Source organism: Draconibacterium sediminis, from assembly GCF_000949475.1.
Taxonomy (GTDB): domain Bacteria; phylum Bacteroidota; class Bacteroidia; order Bacteroidales; family Prolixibacteraceae; genus Draconibacterium; species Draconibacterium sediminis.
Genome location: NZ_JRHC01000001.1, coordinates 2,031,976 through 2,051,351, shown reverse-complemented (window position 1 = coordinate 2,051,351; position 19,376 = coordinate 2,031,976). Strand labels below are relative to the sequence as shown.

General features: G+C 36.1%; 11 protein-coding genes. All 11 read right to left on the bottom strand.

What is annotated here, in order from left to right:
- Positions 1-2 precede the first annotated feature (2 nt).
- The 11 genes from LH29_RS08005 to LH29_RS07955 all read right to left on the bottom strand — a co-directional run bounded on the left by LH29_RS08005 (position 3) and on the right by LH29_RS07955 (position 19,194).
- Positions 3-3,458: a TonB-dependent receptor gene (locus LH29_RS08005; RefSeq protein WP_045027519.1), complete on the bottom strand. Its 3,456-nt coding sequence runs from the start codon at positions 3,456-3,458 to the stop codon at positions 3-5.
- Between the two features lie 76 nt (positions 3,459-3,534).
- Positions 3,535-4,689 (bottom strand): FecR family protein, encoded by a 1,155-nt coding sequence (locus LH29_RS08000; RefSeq protein ID WP_045027517.1) that lies wholly within the window; start codon positions 4,687-4,689, stop codon positions 3,535-3,537.
- A 66-nt stretch (positions 4,690-4,755) separates the two neighbouring features.
- Positions 4,756-5,310 (bottom strand): RNA polymerase sigma-70 factor, encoded by a 555-nt coding sequence (locus LH29_RS07995; RefSeq protein WP_045027514.1) that lies wholly within the window; start codon positions 5,308-5,310, stop codon positions 4,756-4,758.
- A 333-nt stretch (positions 5,311-5,643) separates the two neighbouring features.
- Entirely contained in the window at positions 5,644-7,158 is a 1,515-nt protein-coding gene (locus LH29_RS07990) for an alpha-L-fucosidase (RefSeq protein ID WP_082063482.1), read from the bottom strand.
- Between the two features lie 573 nt (positions 7,159-7,731).
- Complete coding sequence (locus tag LH29_RS07985; protein WP_045027511.1) at positions 7,732-9,387, bottom strand: RagB/SusD family nutrient uptake outer membrane protein; 1,656 nt, start codon at positions 9,385-9,387, stop codon at positions 7,732-7,734.
- A gap of 11 nt (positions 9,388-9,398) precedes the next feature.
- Positions 9,399-12,803, bottom strand: coding sequence for a TonB-dependent receptor (locus LH29_RS07980; RefSeq protein WP_082063481.1), 3,405 nt, complete (start codon positions 12,801-12,803; stop codon positions 9,399-9,401).
- Between the two features lie 130 nt (positions 12,804-12,933).
- A complete protein-coding gene (locus tag LH29_RS07975; RefSeq protein WP_045027508.1) occupies positions 12,934-13,932 on the bottom strand; it encodes a FecR family protein in 999 nt (332 codons plus the stop codon).
- Between the two features lie 189 nt (positions 13,933-14,121).
- Positions 14,122-14,733 (bottom strand): RNA polymerase sigma factor, encoded by a 612-nt coding sequence (locus LH29_RS07970; protein ID WP_045027505.1) that lies wholly within the window; start codon positions 14,731-14,733, stop codon positions 14,122-14,124.
- A 23-nt stretch (positions 14,734-14,756) separates the two neighbouring features.
- Positions 14,757-15,767: a LacI family DNA-binding transcriptional regulator gene (locus LH29_RS07965; RefSeq protein WP_045027503.1), complete on the bottom strand. Its 1,011-nt coding sequence runs from the start codon at positions 15,765-15,767 to the stop codon at positions 14,757-14,759.
- Positions 15,768-16,584: 817 nt separating this feature from the next.
- Positions 16,585-18,699 (bottom strand): ATP-dependent helicase, encoded by a 2,115-nt coding sequence (locus LH29_RS07960; protein WP_082063480.1) that lies wholly within the window; start codon positions 18,697-18,699, stop codon positions 16,585-16,587.
- 51 nt (positions 18,700-18,750) lie between these two features.
- A complete protein-coding gene (locus LH29_RS07955) occupies positions 18,751-19,194 on the bottom strand; it encodes a hypothetical protein (RefSeq protein ID WP_045027500.1) in 444 nt (147 codons plus the stop codon).
- Positions 19,195-19,376 lie beyond the last annotated feature (182 nt).

Sequence of the window (19,376 nt, the reverse complement as noted above, 5' to 3'; positions counted from 1 at the left end):
TTTTAGAATGAAAGTTGAATCCCCAAATTAACCACTCGCTGCACTGGATAACCTAAACCATTCCCAGCCATTTCTGGATCCCATAATTTAAATTTACTAAATGTCAACAGGTTGGTTCCACTCACATACAATCTTAATTGTTCGATATTTGCTCTCTTCGTCAATGATTTAGGAAGAGTATAACCAAACTCAGCAGATTTAAGCCTTAAGAATGAACCATCCCTCATAAACCAAGTGCTACGTTGTGTATTGTTTTGAATCACTGTTGTTGATAATCGAGGCCATGAGGCTGTAATATTTCGTTGCTCTTCAGACCAATAATTGTCTGCCCATACTTGCAATAAAGCATTGTTTGAGATGATGCCTCCATCTCCATCAACATCAACAAAAGGAGCTGTATTTTGGGGATCTATCCAAAATGATGATCTGGCAGATCCCTGAAAAAACACAGATAAATCAAATCCGTTGTATCCAGTTGATACACCAAACCCATAAACGATTTCAGGTATAGTTGGATATCCAATAGGTACTTTATCCAGATCATTAACCTGCCCATCATTATTAACATCATAATATTTTATATCTCCAGCCTTGTATTCCCCGAAATTTTGTACAGGGCTATTGTATATTTCGTCTTCATCTACAAATAGACGTTCAGCCACTAATCCCCACTGTTGATTAAAATTATGACCAATTGCAGATAAATAACTTAAGCCAACAGAAGCATAATCCGGTTCCTCATACTGAGTCCATTTATTTGTAGAATAAGTGAAATTGGCACGGGCCGTCAACCAAAGATCGTTATTAAAGGAATGGTTATAATCCAAAGACATATCAAATCCTTCGCTTTCGCCAATACCAACATTTGCCCTAACTGATGATTGCAATCCCATTGTGGCCGGAATACTTGCCCTGCTCATAAGCATATTGGATCTTTCCTCTTTAAACCAATCGGCATTAATCATTAATTTCTCAAACAACTCAAGTTCAATACCGACATTACCTTTTTTTGCTATTTCCCAAGTAATTTGATCATTAGCATAACGCCCTATCGAAACTCCACTTTGAAATTCGCCCCAATTACGACCAAAATACATGCCTCGACCGCCATTTGATAAGTTTACACTTGACAAATAAAAGAAGCGATCATTTGCACTACCAATAGCATCATTACCAACCAAACCATAAGTAGCTTTGAATTTCAGCTGCGAAATAGTTTTCTTCAATCCACTCCAAAAAATTTCATTTGATATATTCCAGCCAATACCGGCTGATGGGAAGAATCCAAAACGTTCATTTTCAGCAAAACGTTCGGAACCATTGTAACCAAAATTAAACTCAGTATAATACCTTGAATCATATGAATAAGTAAAACGACCTGAAAGACCAATATTCCGATAAGGTAAGGATCTTTGCAGATCTCCAGCGTTAGCAATTTGCTGTTCTCTTCGGGTAAAAACTAACAGAGCACTGACTCCGTGTTTATTAAAAGTCCGGTTATAATCAGTAGCTGCTTCAAAATAACTATTACTTGTAATATTTTTACTACCTTCATTATAATTTAAGTATTCAGTACCTTCTGTTTCATTTAACAAATTCAAAGTGTAAGTTTCTTCTAATCGATTATAGCCTCCTGCCTGATAGTAGAAAGGATTATAAAAACGACTTACATTAAAATTTGAATACCGGTTAACACTACTTAAAAAACGGGCACTTAATCCTTCAGTTATAAAGTTAAGATCCTGCTTAAGTTCAAATTGAGCCAGCATCATTGATGTTGTTTCATCTCTATAACCTTTAACCATCTCTGCATATGGATTGATATAATTACCTGAGCCATGATTACCAAACATGATATGCTGTGTATATTTAGTATTCTCATCTAATGGATAATAGGCTGGAAACAACGCAGGATTAGAACGCATTACTTTGTTGTATAGGGCAGTACCACCGTCGATAGGTCCCGTATAATCATCAAAAGTAGCATGTAATCTTACTACAGCTTCAGTTGTTTTGGTAATATCAATGTTTATATTAGATCGTAACAAATAACGCTTCAGGTCAATGTTACTATTAAAATTATTACGATCATCTACTTTCAAAACACCATTATCCTGGCTTGCAGTACCTGCTAAATAGTAACGGGCCACTTTACCACCTCCACTCACATTAAAATTTAAGCGTTGATTAACAGTCTGATCTTTGAACAACATATCATGCCAATCATTCGCAGGATATATTAATGGATTTTCACCTTTCTCAGTGTTATCAATTTTCGATTTAGAGTATAACAATATTCCTAACGGATCGCGGGTTTTTATTGCTTCATTATGCAACCTCATATAGGTTACAGGATCTGCAAACTTAATATCCTGAGTTGGTGAACTAAATGAATTCTCAAATCGGATTGACACATTTGCTTTTCCTTCTTTCCCTTCTTTGGTAGTTACCAAAATTACACCATTTGCACCTCGAGCACCATATAATGCAGTAGCTGTTGCATCTTTCATGATACTAAAACTAGCAATATCGTCGGGTTGCATTCTAGCTAAATCGCTAGATGAGAGCTCTACTCCATCAATTAAAATTAATGGGTCTTTTTTATAACCAAATGTAGTAACTCCTCGAATAAAGAACTCAGCATTATCAGCTCCTGGCTCTCCACTTCGTTGATATGAGATAATACCTGACATACGCCCCGCTAGTGCCGTTGTCAGATTGCTCGAAGGTACTTTTAATTCAGATGGTTTAACTGTAGTTATAGAAGCTAAAACACTCTCTTTCTTTTGCTTTCCAAAGGCTACAACAGTCACGTCTTCCAATTCTTCGGTTTTCTGCTGAAGAATAACATTTACATTTGTTCGATTATTCACTTCAATAATCTGATCGGCCATTCCAATAAACGAAAAAACCAATTTATCGGTTGGTTCAATATTGGAAATTTCGAACTTCCCATCGATATCAGTAATAACCCCTCTTGTCTCCCCCAGAACAGTAATGGTTACACCAGGTAATGGAGCACCATCGTTATCACTTACTTTTCCGGTAACCTTTTTGTCGTCTTGTTTTTCACTTTTTGTTTCATTGGGTTTATCCGGTTTGGTTTCCTCTTTTATTATAACAGTCTGGTTTACTACCTCATATGTATATCCATTAGGTACAACATAATCTTTAAGAAAATCTTCTATGCGGATATTCTTTACGTTAAGATCGATTTTCTCTTCATTCTGAAACAGATCGGAGCGATATATAAAGGAGAAATCGCTTTGCTCCTCAAAGAGCTTGAGTACATCTTCCATGCTTGTATCTTTCACTTTTAGCGAAAGTTTTGCATTCTGCGAATAGACACTAGCATTCGTTTGAATTACAAACACAAAAAGAAAAAAAGTTAAAAATTTCAAATGCAACAATAGATCACTACCTCGCCAAAATGGCAAGACATTCCATTTTTTTTTCATAATTTAGATTTGAGTTTAGAAACGTGATTTTTAAACACTTTAAGCGATGGGTATTACGAGTACCTGTCGCTTGCTTTTAATAAATAAACACTTGCTTTTCTTCTACTTTAAATTTTACTTCATTGGTATTTTCTATTATGGTTAATATATCTTCGAACTTTTCAGTCCGTTTTAGTTTTCCGTTGAAATTAAGTTGGCATACCTGTTGATTTTCAAAAGAGAATGAGAAGTCATACCATCTGGATAGAATTGACATTATTTCTTCCAATGACTCATTTTCAAAGATGTAACTACCATCTTTCCATGCGATCACTTCTCTAACATTTACTTGAATAATAGCTGATTGATTGTCCGTTTTATTAACCTGGCATTGAAATCCAGGATTCAGCAAAATACTTTCTTCGGTTTCGTTAATATTAACCTTTACGGAACCTTCAACTAGTGTTGTATAAGTAGCATTTTTATCGGGGTAAGCATTTACATTAAAAGATGTTCCCAAAACTTCAACAACTTGACTATTAACTTCAATCCTAAAAGGACTATCAGGATTATGAGTTACCTCGAAATAGGCTTCGCCAATGAGTTTAACTCTTCTTTCATTATTATTAAATAACAAGGGGTAAGTAAGGGTAGATTCAGAATTTAACCAAACTTTTGTTCCATCAGAAAGGGTAAGAACGAATTCACCTCCACGTGGGATAATAAGGGAATTATAACGTGTTCTTAGCTTCTTAAGCTGTAATTTATTCTTCGCTGAACTGTCTTTGTAATTTATCTCTTTCCCTTTATTTACAATTACCGAACCTTGGTCTTCTAATTGTTTATTTTTTGGTTTTTCCAAATTATGACTCGAACCATCTGAAAGGATCAGTGTTGCTTTGGCTGTTCCAGGTTTAATCTCCTCAACAACTGTACTAGATTCAATATTATGATAAAATTGAGAGAAAAAAGTAACAGCAACTATTCCAACAAATACAGCTGCAACTTTAGAAAAAGTTCTTAATTTGGGAATTACAAATATTCGAAACGAAACTTTTCTTTTTGCTTTAGTAACATCAATATTCTCAGGTTTTATTGAAGAGCCATACTGAAAAAAGTTGGTCTTTTTTTGAAAATATTCTTTCCTCGCGGTGTTCTCATTCACCCATTTCGTTAATTCTTCTTCTTCAGCAGTGCTAGTTATCTTATGAACCTTTTTCCAAATAATACTGATGTCAAAATATTCCGTCATAAACCATAAACTGTTTTCAGCTTATGACACGAGCATTTAAAAGAGGTTGACAAGAAAGGATTAGAATTATAAAATAAAATTAATATTTGTTAAATCGAAAAGTTTATCTCGAAGAATTGCTCTAGCTCTAAATAGCTGAGTTTTAACAGTCCCATCACTAATACCCATATTAGAAGCAATTTCTTTTACCTGTTTCCCCTGAAAATATTTTTGTCGGAATATTTCTGACATTTGTATTGGAAGGGATTCTACGGCTTCATTAATAAAGGATAATATGTCAGGATCAATTAGTTTCTCATCCGGTTCAATATTTATTAAAGATTCAACATATTGAATTTCATGTTTATCGCGAACCTTTAAATCACGAATTTGATTTAAGCACAAATTTTTAACCGACTTAAAAAAATAGGACTTAATTGAAGTGGTGATATTCATATTTTGGGAACCAGTCCAAAATGATATAAAAAAAGTTTGAACCAAATCTTCGCAAGCATCTAAATCGTGGAGATATCCTTCAGCAAATTTAACCAGAACAGGGTAATATTGATCGAACAGAAGCTCAAAAACTTCTTTATTTTTTTTCTTTATTTCATTAAGTAATATTTTTTCCTCAATAGTCATTTTGAAATAAATAGTTCATACTAACTAAGAAAAGAATGTCATTTTCATTTCAATATTGCCAATGATAGTTATCTGAGCTTCTCTGCACTATAATAAGCTCAAGAAGTATTAGGAGAAGCCATGGCTTCTCCTAATAATCAAGCTTTTTCCGAGTGTGCAACTTTGTTTGGTCTCCTCTAAACATCCTAATTAAAGTTACCCATAGTTCATATTGTTACCTTCAGAATATACCTTTTAGTGCAGCTCATCAACTTCCTAGCTAAACAGTGGATTTTGAACAATATTCAATCAACAGAATAAAAGCCACCTGCAAAATATATCCTTAAAAGTTTCTCATCGCACCTCTATTTTTAAAGTATATGCATAATCTGATAACTCCCATGCCGGATCATAATCAGGTAATTCCACAAGAACTCCATTCCCACTCTTTGTCCATGATAGTTCGCTGTTTACACCGAGCAATTTTATTTTCGAACCTTTTTTAGGATTGATATCTCTTATAACTACTGATTTGCCTGGCCATTTAGGAAGAATCGCATAGACCGCATTTTCTTTTGTTGTAAAGAAAACTTCTTTAACAGCTTTGCCTGGAATCGGGTCTACGGTTTGCTTCAAGATATAATCTCCTTCGATATAAGCCTTTCCTTCTTTGAAGTTATATTCACGGCTACCATTAGACCACTGGAATGGCTTTTTCCACTTTTGGGTTCCGTAAATCGCTTCACCATTTACGTTAAGCCACGCTCCCATTTGAAGCAAACGTTCTTGCATTATAACTGGAATCTTTCCATCGGCAGATGGGCCAACATTTAAACACAGATTACCACCGTTTGCCACAATATCGCATAGCATCAATATTAAAGCTTTTGGAGAATTATAATCTTCAATATCTTCATCACGGTTATAACCAAATGAAAGTCCCATCCCCCTTATTTCTTCCCAGGGTCTTTCGCCCTCAACAGCATGAGCATCATATTCCGTTGTATAATAACCGCCATGATTGAAACGACTTCCTTTAAACCAACGGTCGTTAATTACCAAATCATCATTACATGGAGATTCGTTGAATAACCATGTAAGCAATTCCCCACTATGCCAGTAGCTATCTTCGTCGTTCCATTCACCATCAGCATAAATAAGGTCAGGCGCATAACGGTTTACCAGGTCTTTGAACTGTGGGTGATAATGATGTGTAATAAATTTCTCACTACGCTCTTGATACCATGGATGATACCATTCATACAAACTATAATATAAGCCGGCTTTTAATCCTGCATCGCGCATAGCTTCCATATATGGCTCAATCAGATCTTGTTTTGGACCTATTTCGGCAGCATTCCAAGGGAAAAAACGGGCATTTTGAGCTTCTTTATTTGGCCAAAGAGTAAATCCATCATGGTGTTTTGATGTGAGGATTACATATTTTGCACCTGAACGTTTAAATAATTCGGCCCATTCAACAGGATTATAGAGTTCGGCCTTAAACATTTTTGCAAAATCATAATAGCTCGATTCTTCTCCATAAGTTTTCTCTTGAAAATCAGGTATGGCATTTGCCTGAGGATTATTATTTCCGAAAATACTGTTAGAATACCACCAACGCTGATACCATTCCGTGTATGTTCCTGCCGGTGACCATGCTGGCACTGAGTACGGCCCCCAGTGAATAAAAATACCAAATTTTGCATCGCCAAACCATGCGGGAACCGGACGGGCATCAATCTTCTCCCATATTTTGGAATTCTCCTCATTTGCAGCTCCGGTATCCCACTCTCTTTTTACCTCTTGCGCATTTAATAAATAACAAGTATTTATTAGTACAATTAATATCATTAATCTCTTTACCATGTCTCTAGTTTTTAATAAATTACTATTTGTTCAACTTTTGAATTTGCTTTTTCACCCACAATATAACGTCCACTTGTAATATCATTTAATAAGTCCTCTTTTACTCTTACTTTTGATAAAGTTTTGGTTGGGCTCCCATTTGGTTTTTAACCCTGTTTCTTCCTTGAATTAGTCTCTTCTTTAACCTTCCTGAATCATCATGTTTTTCAATTCTCCGTTTTTCTTTCACCTGCCTATTTTAACAAGCAACTTTATACATATACTACTGTTGGTTAATCGTATAGAGGATAGTTCAATTGATCGCATATCTAAAGGGTATTTATTTTCAATTATACATCCTTTAATTGTTTGGGGATTATAAAATTAAAAGAGCCGTTATGGATTGTACTGTTTTTATCTGATTTTGTAACATCTAATGGATTCTAATTTCAGGAAAATTTTAATACGCTTTTTATAGCCTAACCGATTTATGAGGTCATCCTTAAATCAAATCTTTACTTTGAAATAAGCCCCGCAAAACATCGCGGGGCTTATAACAACACAAATCTTTAATTTAAACCAATTGATACTTGTCTAATTCCATCCTGGATTTTGCTCCAAGTTTGGATTTAATTTTATTTGTTTTTTCGGTAATGGCCTTAAATAATGTTTTGATGCATCAAATGTTCTTGCTGATGCAGGTTCTGCAACAATAAAACCATCAGCATCTACATTAAAATGCACTCCCGGAGTTAACTCAGGAAACACAGTTTCATACTCTGTACCAACAAATTTAATACCCCTAACTGCTTTGGGCATCTCTGTCTCAGCAGTTTTCCAACGCATCAGGTCTTGATAGCGGAATCCTTCGCAAGCCAATTCAATTTTTCGTTCTCGACGAAGCTCTGTTTGCATGTCTAAGCCATTGGTAGTAACAAATGCATTGGTTAAGTGAGGCATGCCAACTCGGTCGCGTAGTTTGTTAATCGATAAATCTAAATCAGAGTCAGAAATAGAACCGTCCAATTCAAATTTAGCTTCGGCATAGTTTAACAACACTTCACCATATCTGATAACAATATTATCATATTCACATCGGCCAGCCCAAGATTTTTCAAGTTCGCCCAAAAATTTATAATCAGTATAACCGGTACGTGTTAATGCTCCTTCCATTCTGGGTTTTTCATACACCATCTCAACAGCATTTGTGCCAATATAGTTAACTCCCGGTTTTAATATGGTTTGCATCAAACGTGGATCCCTGTCTTCAAATTCAGAAGCCATTGTAGCATATCCCTGAAAAAGTTCTGACTGGCTGATGGGAAGTCCATCAACACATAAATAATCGTCTACCAAACTCCGGGTTGGGTTCATGATGTTCTGTTCCAACCAACGGGTGGCATTATGAGTGCCATTAATATCTTTCACATATCTTCTTGAAAGAATAACTTCACTACAATCTTCACCATCTTCGATGAATAATCTGCGATAGCTTTCATCTGTTCCAAAATCAGTAAATAAGCTAAATTGTCCTCCATCTATTACGGCTTTGGCAGCCTGTACTGCGATTGTTAAACGTTCGCTTGCTTTTGTTCCTCCATGAAATTTAGCGTGTGTTCCTTCAAAAAGTGCAACACGACTTAAAAATGCCTGAGCTGCTTCTTTTGAAACCTTTCCCAGTTCGTTGGCCGGGATAGCACTTTGATTTGGCAAACGTTCAATTGCTTTTTGAAGATCAGCAATAATAATATCAGCAACAGCTTCACGTGAATCTCTGGGAGCATTTAGTTCTTCGCTATCCAAATCTAAAACAGTGGTTACAATAGGAACACCCCCGAATTGTTGCAACAAACCGAAGTATTGCCATGCCCTGAAAAAGTAAGCTTCTCCGACCCAGCGTTTAATTTCGTCAGAATTTTCATAATTCTCACTTTGCTGCAGCAAATAATTTATACCTCTTAGTGCTGAATACGCATTATTCCAGCGGCCCGATTCATCAGGCGGTAAATAAGTTCCATTACTTACTTCATTTGGCCCCTGACCAAATGTCGATTCTGATTCCGTGTCACGTGGATAAGCAAAACCTGGCAGTCCTCCATAAAATGCATTGGCTGCTAATTCAAAGTCTCTTGACGTTTTCCAGAAAGAACCATCAGAAACCTGATCTTTTGGAAATAAATCCAGATCCTTGGCACATGAACCAAGTAGAATTAGTAAAAATACTAATGGTAATATATTTTTTGTCTTCATCTCTTTAAAATTTAAAATGTTACATCAATACCAAACGACATAGATTTTGCGAATGGATAATTACTACCCCATGAATTATCCTCCGGATCGTAACCACCAGGCAAATTATGATAATCCCATAGATCGTTGCCACTGGCGTAAATTCTTACCTTTTCAATAAAACCGGTCTTAACCAGTAGTGTTTCTGGAAGATTATATCCTAACTGAATATTTTTCAAACGGATGTATGCACCATTCTCCTGATTGTTTGATGAATGGTCGTAGTTCCACCATCGAATATTGCTATCAGACAGTTTAGGATATTTTGCATCAGTGCGATCTTCTGCCCAGGTATTATTATAAAACACGCTTGGTGCATGATACCATGGCTGTGCGAATGGAATACGCGCTTCCCCATCTCTGTAAACTGTACGTTTCCCAACACCCTGAAAGAATGCTTTTAAATCAAATCCTTTCCATTCAGCATTTAAATTAATACCAAAAAGGTATTGAGGATCAGTTGTTCCCAGTATCTCTAAATCTCCATTCTCGCGTTCATCGCTATAGGCATCAATACGTCCATTGCCATCAACATCTTTGAACATGGCATCTCCAATACCAATATTTCCGGGCACACCATCCAATTTTTTATATTCTGTTAAAGTTGCTTCATCCTGGATAATTCCATCAAATACATATCCGTAATAAAGATTTGCACGATATCCTTCCCTAAAGCCATTTTGTCCTGGACCATAATTGTCGTATCCTCCAAGATTCGTTACTTTATTGTCATTATTACTCAATACTATTTGGGCTCCATATTTGAACTCGCCAACTCTATCGTTCCATCCCAGGCGAAGTTCCCACCCCCAAGAATCTAACTCTCCATTGTTGGCTTGTGGAGGTGCTGCACCTAATACTGAAGGTACTGTTACACCCAATAACATATTTTTATTGGTCTTTTTGTAGTAATCAAAACTCATATCTAAACGACTGTCTAGCAATGTCATATCAACACCGATATTTCGGCTGATTAATGTTTCCCATGTTCTGGAGGTAGAAACCATGCCAGCTAAAGTAGCCGCTTGAGCTTTCTGCGAGTCACCAAATGGATACTGACCACCAATATTGATATTCTGAACATAGTCGTACAGACCAATGCCGGATTGATTTCCCAGTTCTCCATAAGAAGCACGTAACTTTAAGTTGTCAAATATTCCTAATGATTTAATAAATTCCTCCTCAGACAAACGCCATGCTACCTGAGCACTGGTGAACAAAGCCCAGCGTTGATCTGATGCAAAACGCGATGAACCATCATATCTTAAGTTACCTTCAAAAATATATTTGTCTTTATAAATATATCCAATACGTGAAATGAATGATTCCAATGCCCAATGGGATCCACCTCCATTATTACTCATATTTTCTGTATCACCCAGATTTAAGGTGAAAAGCTCGTCTGAAATAAAATCATCTCTGTAAGCACTAAACCAGTCATTGTCATACTCTTCATGAGTAAAGCCAGCCATAATACTCACATTATGATTTTCATTAAAAGTATTATCATACTGGAGCTGGGCTAAATAGTTACGTTGATTTGTTTTTCCAAATACATATTCAGCACTACTAGGATCTGTCGCATATTCATAGTAGGCAAATTTATCATCCCAGAAATAATAAGGAACTGGGGTTGTTACCTTTCTCGAGTCGAAGCTATCAAAGGTAAGACTCGCTTGACCAATGAATTTTAAATTATCAACAATGTCCCAATCAATTTTAAAATTCGGTGAAATTCTGTTTGTCCATTTCTCCAAAGGGGCACCTTCGCGTGCCATCGCTACCGGATTAGAATATCCCCACTGAGAAAAATAATGTTCACCACTTTCGGTTCTCACCGGGAAGAAAATAGGATTTAATCGAACGGCGTTAATAGCACGGCCAAGCCAATACAATTCAGTAGTTTCTAATCTATCATAGCTCATTCTGGTCTCAAGACGTAAATTATCCAATAACTGATAGGCATAATTCATTCTAAGATTATAACGTTGAGCTTGATCCGGAGCTTGCTCTACAAGACCGTCATTATCATTGTATCCCAAAGAGAAATAATAATCAGACTTATCTCCCCCTCCGGTTACACTTAAATTATAATCCTGCTGCGAACCGGTTCCATAAAATTCATCAACCCAATCTGTACTTTCGTAAAACTGAAATTCTGGAGATCCTTCAAAACGTTCTGGAGCAGCTCCATCTTTGATTTTCTGAATACGTTCGTCGTTCCAAAATGGTGCTACACCATTATTCTCTTCTGCTTCTCGTCTCATTTCGGCAAACGCCAACATACCTGGATATTGCACCTTATTTAAAGGTTTTGAAAATGCACGGTTAGCCGTAAACCTTATTTTAGGTTCTCCTTTTTTACCCGACTTGGTGGTTATAAGAATAACGCCTCCTGCTGCTCTCGACCCATAGATAGCTGCTGATGCATCTTTTAAAACAGACATCGACTCAATATCATTTGGATTAAGAGTATTGAAGTCTTCTGTAGGATTGCCATCAACCAAAATTAATGGAGAATTTCCTCCATTAACAGAAGAAAGCCCCCTGATGTTGATACTATAACCCTCATTACCTGGCTGTCCTCCACCTCTGGTAATTGTTACACCGGGTAAAACCCCCTGTATTGAGGCTAAAGCATTCGTTGCTGGGCGTGACTCTAATTCTTTGGCTGTAACAACATCGACAGCACCCGATAATGAAGCCCTTGACTTGGTTCCGTAACCAATAGCGACAACTTCCTCAATTCCGATAGCGTCGACTTGCATGACTATATCTATATTCGACAAATTGCCAACAACCGCCTCTTGCGAAAGCATCCCTACAAAGGAAAATACAAGAGTGCTTTCTGGGCCAATATTTGAAAGACTGTACTCCCCATCTACATTTGAGACTGTACCGTTAGTTGTACCTTTTACGCGAATAGTAACTCCTGGAAGTGGATCTCCGCTTTCATCAGTTACTTTCCCAGTTACTTGCTTTTGTTCCCCGGGATTATCTAAAGCTTTAATATTCTCTGTTGTCAGTAGTACAAGTTTTTCTTCTTTAATGGAATAGTTCACATTAGTATCCTCAAATACTTCGGATAAAATCTGCTCAATATTAGCCTCTTTAGTTTTAACCGTAACTATTCGGTCCAAATCAATTTGTTCGTTCTGGTAAAAGAAACGGAATTCGCTGTTTTCTTCAATCTCTTTTAATACTTCTATTACTTTTTGATTATTGAGATTAAGCGAAAATTTAACCGACTGAGAATATACCGATGCGGAAACTTGTAGCATCCCGGCAATTAGTAAGATCAAAGTTAGTTTCATAATAATCATTAATTTTCGCGCTATCCTGAAGCAAGGAATAGCCCGGTAAATAAATTTTTTCATAAATTTGAATGTTTTAGTAAATAATTGTGGTGTTAGAGCACCATGATTTAACTTGAAGGCCGGTTGATGTTAGAGCATTACCGGCTTTTTACTAGACTCGATTTAGTTTTCCTCCATAAGCACTATTCATTTATTTAGTTCGTGATATTTTTATTTGTTGTCCAATGATCTCGTATTCAATAGGTAGTGTTAGTGATATAAGATCCAATATTTCAATAAACGATTCATTCTTAATGCTTCCGGTATAATGGAAGTCAAGAATTTCTGGACTTATTACTTCTATTTCAACTCCAAACTTTCTTTCAAGAAGAACAAAAAGTTCTTGTAAATCCATGTTTATAAAAATCAGTTTATTGTCTTTCCAGGAAGTAAAAATCTTTGTATTTACCTGTCGAATTATACCACTCTTTGTTTCTTTTTGAAATGCAAACTGCTCTCCAGGTTTAAGGTTAAGCGGAGCAGCCAGTTTTATTCGCGCGCTTGAAGTTATCTCGACCTGTCCTTCCACAAGTGTAGTTTCCAAGAACTTGTCCTCACGATACGCTTTCACATTAAATTGGGTTCCCAACACATTAACATGATAAAACGGTGTTTTTACGATGAACTTTCTCTGTGGATTTTTATATACATCAAACCAAGCTTCACCAATCAAACTTACTTCATTAACCTGATTATTTTCTCCAACAGTATATTGGAGTTCAGAACCTGCATTTAAAATAATTAGTGTTCCATCAGGAAGAACTGTTTCCGAAAGTGAGCCTTTAGGAGCGCGAGCTGTAATAATTACAGGTTCATATTTATCCGGCATTAGATACGAAATAAAGTACCCGCCAAGTAAACCAATAACTAAGGCTGCTGCCACCTTAAAAAACAAATTACTTATACTTCTATGATTCTTCTCCTTCTTTTCATCGCACCCAATAGCACTTCGTACAATACCAAAAACTTCGTCACTTAAATTCTCTGATTCGGAAGGTTCTTCTTTTTCCCATTTTTCTGCGATAATTTCCCCAAGCTCTGAAAAATCAGAATCATTTTCAAACCAACTTTTCAATTGAAGATAATCGGACAATGAGTATCCTCCATTAAAATATTTCGTAAGTATTTTATTTTTTTGAAGCCTTGTCATTCTAAACTTTTTAAAGGAGAGAAGATAATTGATCTCTTCCCTCCTTGTCTAACCAAACTAAATCTATGCGTAAGACTATTCCTGTCCTTTTATAGTACATCACAGATTGAATAGAATCCCTAAAGTATTTTTATATTTTTTTTCAGAATCATTCTTAAAAAAAAATACATAATACTATCTATCAACAACTTATAAAGACTGACGATTATGAAATTTAGTTAATATGAAAAGAAGAATGGCACCTGAAATTCCCTGAACTTTAAATTCTGATTTTAGAAATTTCATTGCTTGAGTGACATGGTATTCAACTGTTTTTTCCGAGACATTTAGCTCCGCTGCTATATCCCGGGCCTTTTTCCCTTCCAATTTCTTTTTGGTGAAAATTATTCTTCTTTTTTCCGGTAAGCTTGAAACGATATTCTCAAGAATTGTCAGAAGCCTTTCATAATCATCTTCTGCCGAATATTTCTCTGAATTAGCACTTAGATGATAAAGAAGATCATTTTTAAGACCATTTTCTTTGGCGATTTTATTAAATGATGCGCGAATATCATTTAAAGCTATTGTTATTAGTAGTGACCTGAATGAACCTTTTATTTTTATATCTGATCTTTTATGCCAGATTTTAACAAACGTTTCTTGTACTATATCTTCAGCAGCATCTTTTGATTTTAAAAGTTTATATGAAAAATTAAACAACTGCGTAGCATACAATTCATAAAGTTTCTCAAAACATGTATGATTTCCATGTTTTAAACCACTAATTAGTAGCCGGTCTGTATTTGAATCTATCCCTTTCATACCAACTTAAAATACCCTTAGAACTATGAAGTTCTGGAAATTAGATGAACTGATTTTTCAACATGCCTAATCTCATAACTATCTTGTTTGTCCATATTTTCCATCAGAATTGAAACGGCTTCTGAAGCAATCTCCTGTAGAGGCTGTTCTACAACCGTTATTGGAGGATAAGACATCCGAAAAGCGAAATCATCATCAAAACTAACAACAGATATATCTTGAGGGATTCGTACTCCATTTGCAATTAACTCTTGCACTCCCAGCAAACCTAAACTGTTTGTTGCAAAGATTATGGCTCTTGGAACATTTCTTCTATTGAGCAAAAACTGAATTACCTCCTTTATGTGGTTTGCAGGATCTTCGTAAGAAACAAATTGAATAAAGTTTCGGTGCAATTTCAAACCATTTTCTCGAAGGGCAATTTTGAATCCTTCAATTCTTTCTTTAATATTACTTGTGCCATTTTCATAAGCGATCATTGCAATCTTTTCATATTCTTTATCAACGAGATATTTCACCGCAAGCTTCGCTCCTGCACTATTTTCAACTCCGACATAATTTGTTTTAATTCTTTTAAAGTACCTATCAATCAAAACAAATGGAATGTTTTGTTTTTTAAGCCATAGAATACTTTCTGAACTATCAGATCCTGGGGCAATTATTAAACCATCAATATTTTTTTGAACGAAAAGGCGAATTATCTTTCTTGTTTTTTCTGCATTTTCATCTGAACTACCAACAATTAGTTGATAACCGGCTTTCGCAACATCATCTTCCACGAATCGCGCAATCTTTGCAAAAAATGGATTTGAGATATCTCCTACGATCAAACCGATAGTATTGGTTTTGCCTTTTCTTAGGTTTTTGGCAAAATAATTTGGTTTATAATTTAACTCGTCAGCAAGCTTCAATACCTTTTTAGCCATTTCGTCACTTACTCTATTCTCCTTTGCTTTACCGTTCAAAACAAATGAAACCAAGGTAGTAGAAACCCCTAGTTGTTCTGCAATATCGCCAATGCTAATTCTTTTCATTTTTAATTACGAATTAAGAAATTAAGCTAAACTTAATTGCAAAAATAATATTTACGAGTATTTAAAAAACATGCTACACAGCACAAACCCTCCTATCTGTCTTATTGTCTGCTCTTTAATAATGCTAAATTATTTTAGCTTAATTTAGATAATTATCTATGGCTAAGGTTTCAAGTCGTTAACAAAACCTTACAAAAAAAACTCTGATAATATTCTAGATTAAGACATACCCTTTCATTTGAGCTAAGGCAAGTGATGCTTTTACAAAATAGTGTACCTTTTCTTTTACACTTTACTACCATTTAAATAAGCAAAAGAAGAACGAACTCCCATGAGAATTCTGTCTATTTGGGGAATAACCTTGTATTGTTTGGCGGTGAAATATGATTTGAACTATCTCGTACATATTCCTTTATAACTAAGATTTGCGTTTTTGTCTTTTGAAGGTCAACTTATGGTTATGAACTGTTTAACGTCAGAACCTATTGGACAAATTTTTCTATAAACTTAAGAGATACTTTTTACATTTAAAATTAATAATTATGATTTTTTTCTTAAATATTCTTCTGAATTATAATGGAAGTATACTAACATCAAACAACCTAGAATCCCGACCATTTAACTGAATATAGAATTAAACTTGCATGGATAATCCTTCGGTTTTAATGTAGTCCGATTAGGACTCGAGAAGGATTATCTTAATCAATCTTTTTTCGCAAAAACTCCAATACTGATTGAACTTGTTCTTTTGTTCCGTTAATTGTTATTGTATTGTATACATGATTTGGCATAATTCTACCTTTTTTAAGTCCAATTATTATAAATCATTTATAAACCTCGAAGGCAACGTAAAAAAAGCATCCCTTGAAGCCATATATGATGGCATGGTAATTACCAGATTTTCCTTTGCACGGCTGCATGCTACATAAAAAAGCCGGCGTTCCTCTTCCAACTCGTCGATACTGTTGAGTGCTTTTACAGATGGGATCAGTCCATCCAAAGCAAAAGGAATAAAGACACTATGCCACTCCAATCCTTTTGCAGAATGTATCGTGGAGATTGTCATTGGCTTTTCATCATCTTTTTGCGGTCGTAATGAACTCTGAAACTTTTCAGAAGGTGGCTCCAACGTAAAGTCACTCACGAATTGTTCCACACTTTGGTATTTCCCAGCCATAGAGCTCAGTATGTCAAGATCATTATACCTGATTTCGTAATCATCAACCAGAGACATCAAAATCGGATTATAATAACGCATTATAGCTTCTATCGCATCTACAGGTTCTTCTTGTTTTTGCAAAAGGGTGTTGATCAGATCTGATAACTTTAATAATGTCTGGTAATACTTTTTCCCTGAGAATCCCGAAAAATTAGCACTCCCCTTCTGTCGATGGATCTCCCCTATAATTTGCCCGGCGGTTACTTTGCCAATACCCGGGATCAGCTTCAGAACTCGTTGCCAGGACACAGCATCATAGACATTGAATCCAATCTTCAGAAAGGCCATTACATCTTTAATATGACGCTTTTCTACAAATCTTACCCCACCAACTACCACGAATGGAATCCCTCGCTTCTTCAGTTCGATTTGGATAACATTGGAGTGCCACGAAGCACGAACCAAAACCGCAATATCCGAGTATGGTATCCCCTGCTCTTTTATCTGCTCTATGCGCTCAGCAATGTATTCAGCTTCCTGCTCCATATCATAGAGTTTCTTCACTACTGGCTTCTGTGGAGAATCTCTTTCGCTGAACAAAGTCTTTTTAAATCCGAGAACGGCTGATTCAACGATCCGGTTAGTAAAGGCTAGTATCTGTTTATTGCTGCGGTAATTCTGTTCGATTTTCACCACACTACAGTTCTTATAACGAGATGGAAAGCGTAATATATTTTCAAAATTCGCACCTCTGAAGCCATAGATGCTTTGCGAGTCGTCACCAACAACCGTAACACAGTTACGATTACCTGTGAGCAGTTCAACAATCTCGTTCTGAGCGGTGTTTGTATCCTGGAACTCATCGACCAGGATATATTTGAACTTCTTTTGAAGTACTTGTCGGAACTCCTGATTTTCTCTCAATCCAATGCGTAATCTGTCCATCAAATCATCGTAATCGAGCAGATTAGCTGCCTTTTTATATGCAGTGAAACCTTCTTCAATTTTAACAATCTGTGGCGTAAATTCGATCAGATTACTGTAATACTGAAAGACAATTTCATCAATGGGCTTTTCCAGGTTATGCGACTTGGAGATAATGTCGTAGATGGTTTCTTTCCAGGGAAAAGCCTTTCGGCCTTTCCCTTTACTTATTTTACATTCAGTTTTTACCAAAAAAACTATATCAGCCGCGTCCTGCGAATCAATGATTGTAAAGTTTGGTTGCAGGCCTACAAGATGATGGTACTTCCGAAGTATATGATTGGCGAACGAATGAAAGGTTCCTCCAAAAACATTCCCGGGATTAGCTCCTTTCAGAAGAACATTTACCCTGTTAAGCATTTCTTTTGATGCTTTCTTGGTAAAGGTCAGCAAAAGGATCTCTTCCGGCAGGTAGCCCTTTTCGATCAGGTAGCTTACTTTATAAGTGATCACACGCGTTTTCCCAGTACCTGCGCCGGCTATCACCAGTAGCGGATTATCTGTTTCAAGCACGGCACTTAGCTGCTGTGGATTTAGTTCTCCCCCATAATCAATATTATACTTTGCCGGATCATCAATTTGATGGCTGACTATTTTGTTATCAATGGATCGTGATATAGCTTGTAATTCTTCTATGCGGCTACGCAGATCATTACTTATAATTAACTCCTGTTGACCTGACACTTGTCCTGTTTTACCTGTAAGCTTGTCAGAACCGAAACGATCTGTATGGTTCTTCTTTCTGCCTGCCAACGTAATAAGACTTTGAAATTCAGAATTTGTTTTCATCTTTAGTATGTGTTAAATGTTATAAATAGGGATCGGGGATTAACACCCCTGTCATATCCGGTCAGATATTCCGTATTTCGAAAAAGTATACTTGTGCTGAAGGATTTTGAGTGGTTTTAAAGGCTGCAAATCCCTTACTTTTAACTTTTTATCCGGAAACCTTAGTCTGAGATGTTCTTCCACATAAGGAATTGCGTTGTACTTAATCTGGGCAACAAAAATAGACAGCCAGACCCTCCTATCATCCCGGGAAAGATATTTCTCGCATTGCGTCCTCTTTTTCTCCAGTATGTTTTCATTTAACAGGCAGGTTCCAAGCTTAGTAAAAGCTCCTTTGTGAACACTAAAATTACTAAACCGTGAATATGCACATGATGCGCAACTTCTGGTAACCGGATTAAAAAAACATTTTCTTTCATGTGCAGCGCACGATGCCTTCAACTTGTAACTCCTTTTTTCGCAGTAACTGCACTCGTAAACTTCAATTTTTTTCATAAAACAGTTAATTTTAATTGGTTAATATTTAATTACTTACTCCCTATCACTTCATCAAAACACTTTCGGAAGTGATTAAAATTTGAAACAGAACTTCCCCATTCACAGACCAGAGACCTTCCCTAAGGGTAAATTCTGATCAGTGCAACACATTATGCCTTGGAGGTTATTCAAAAATCGTT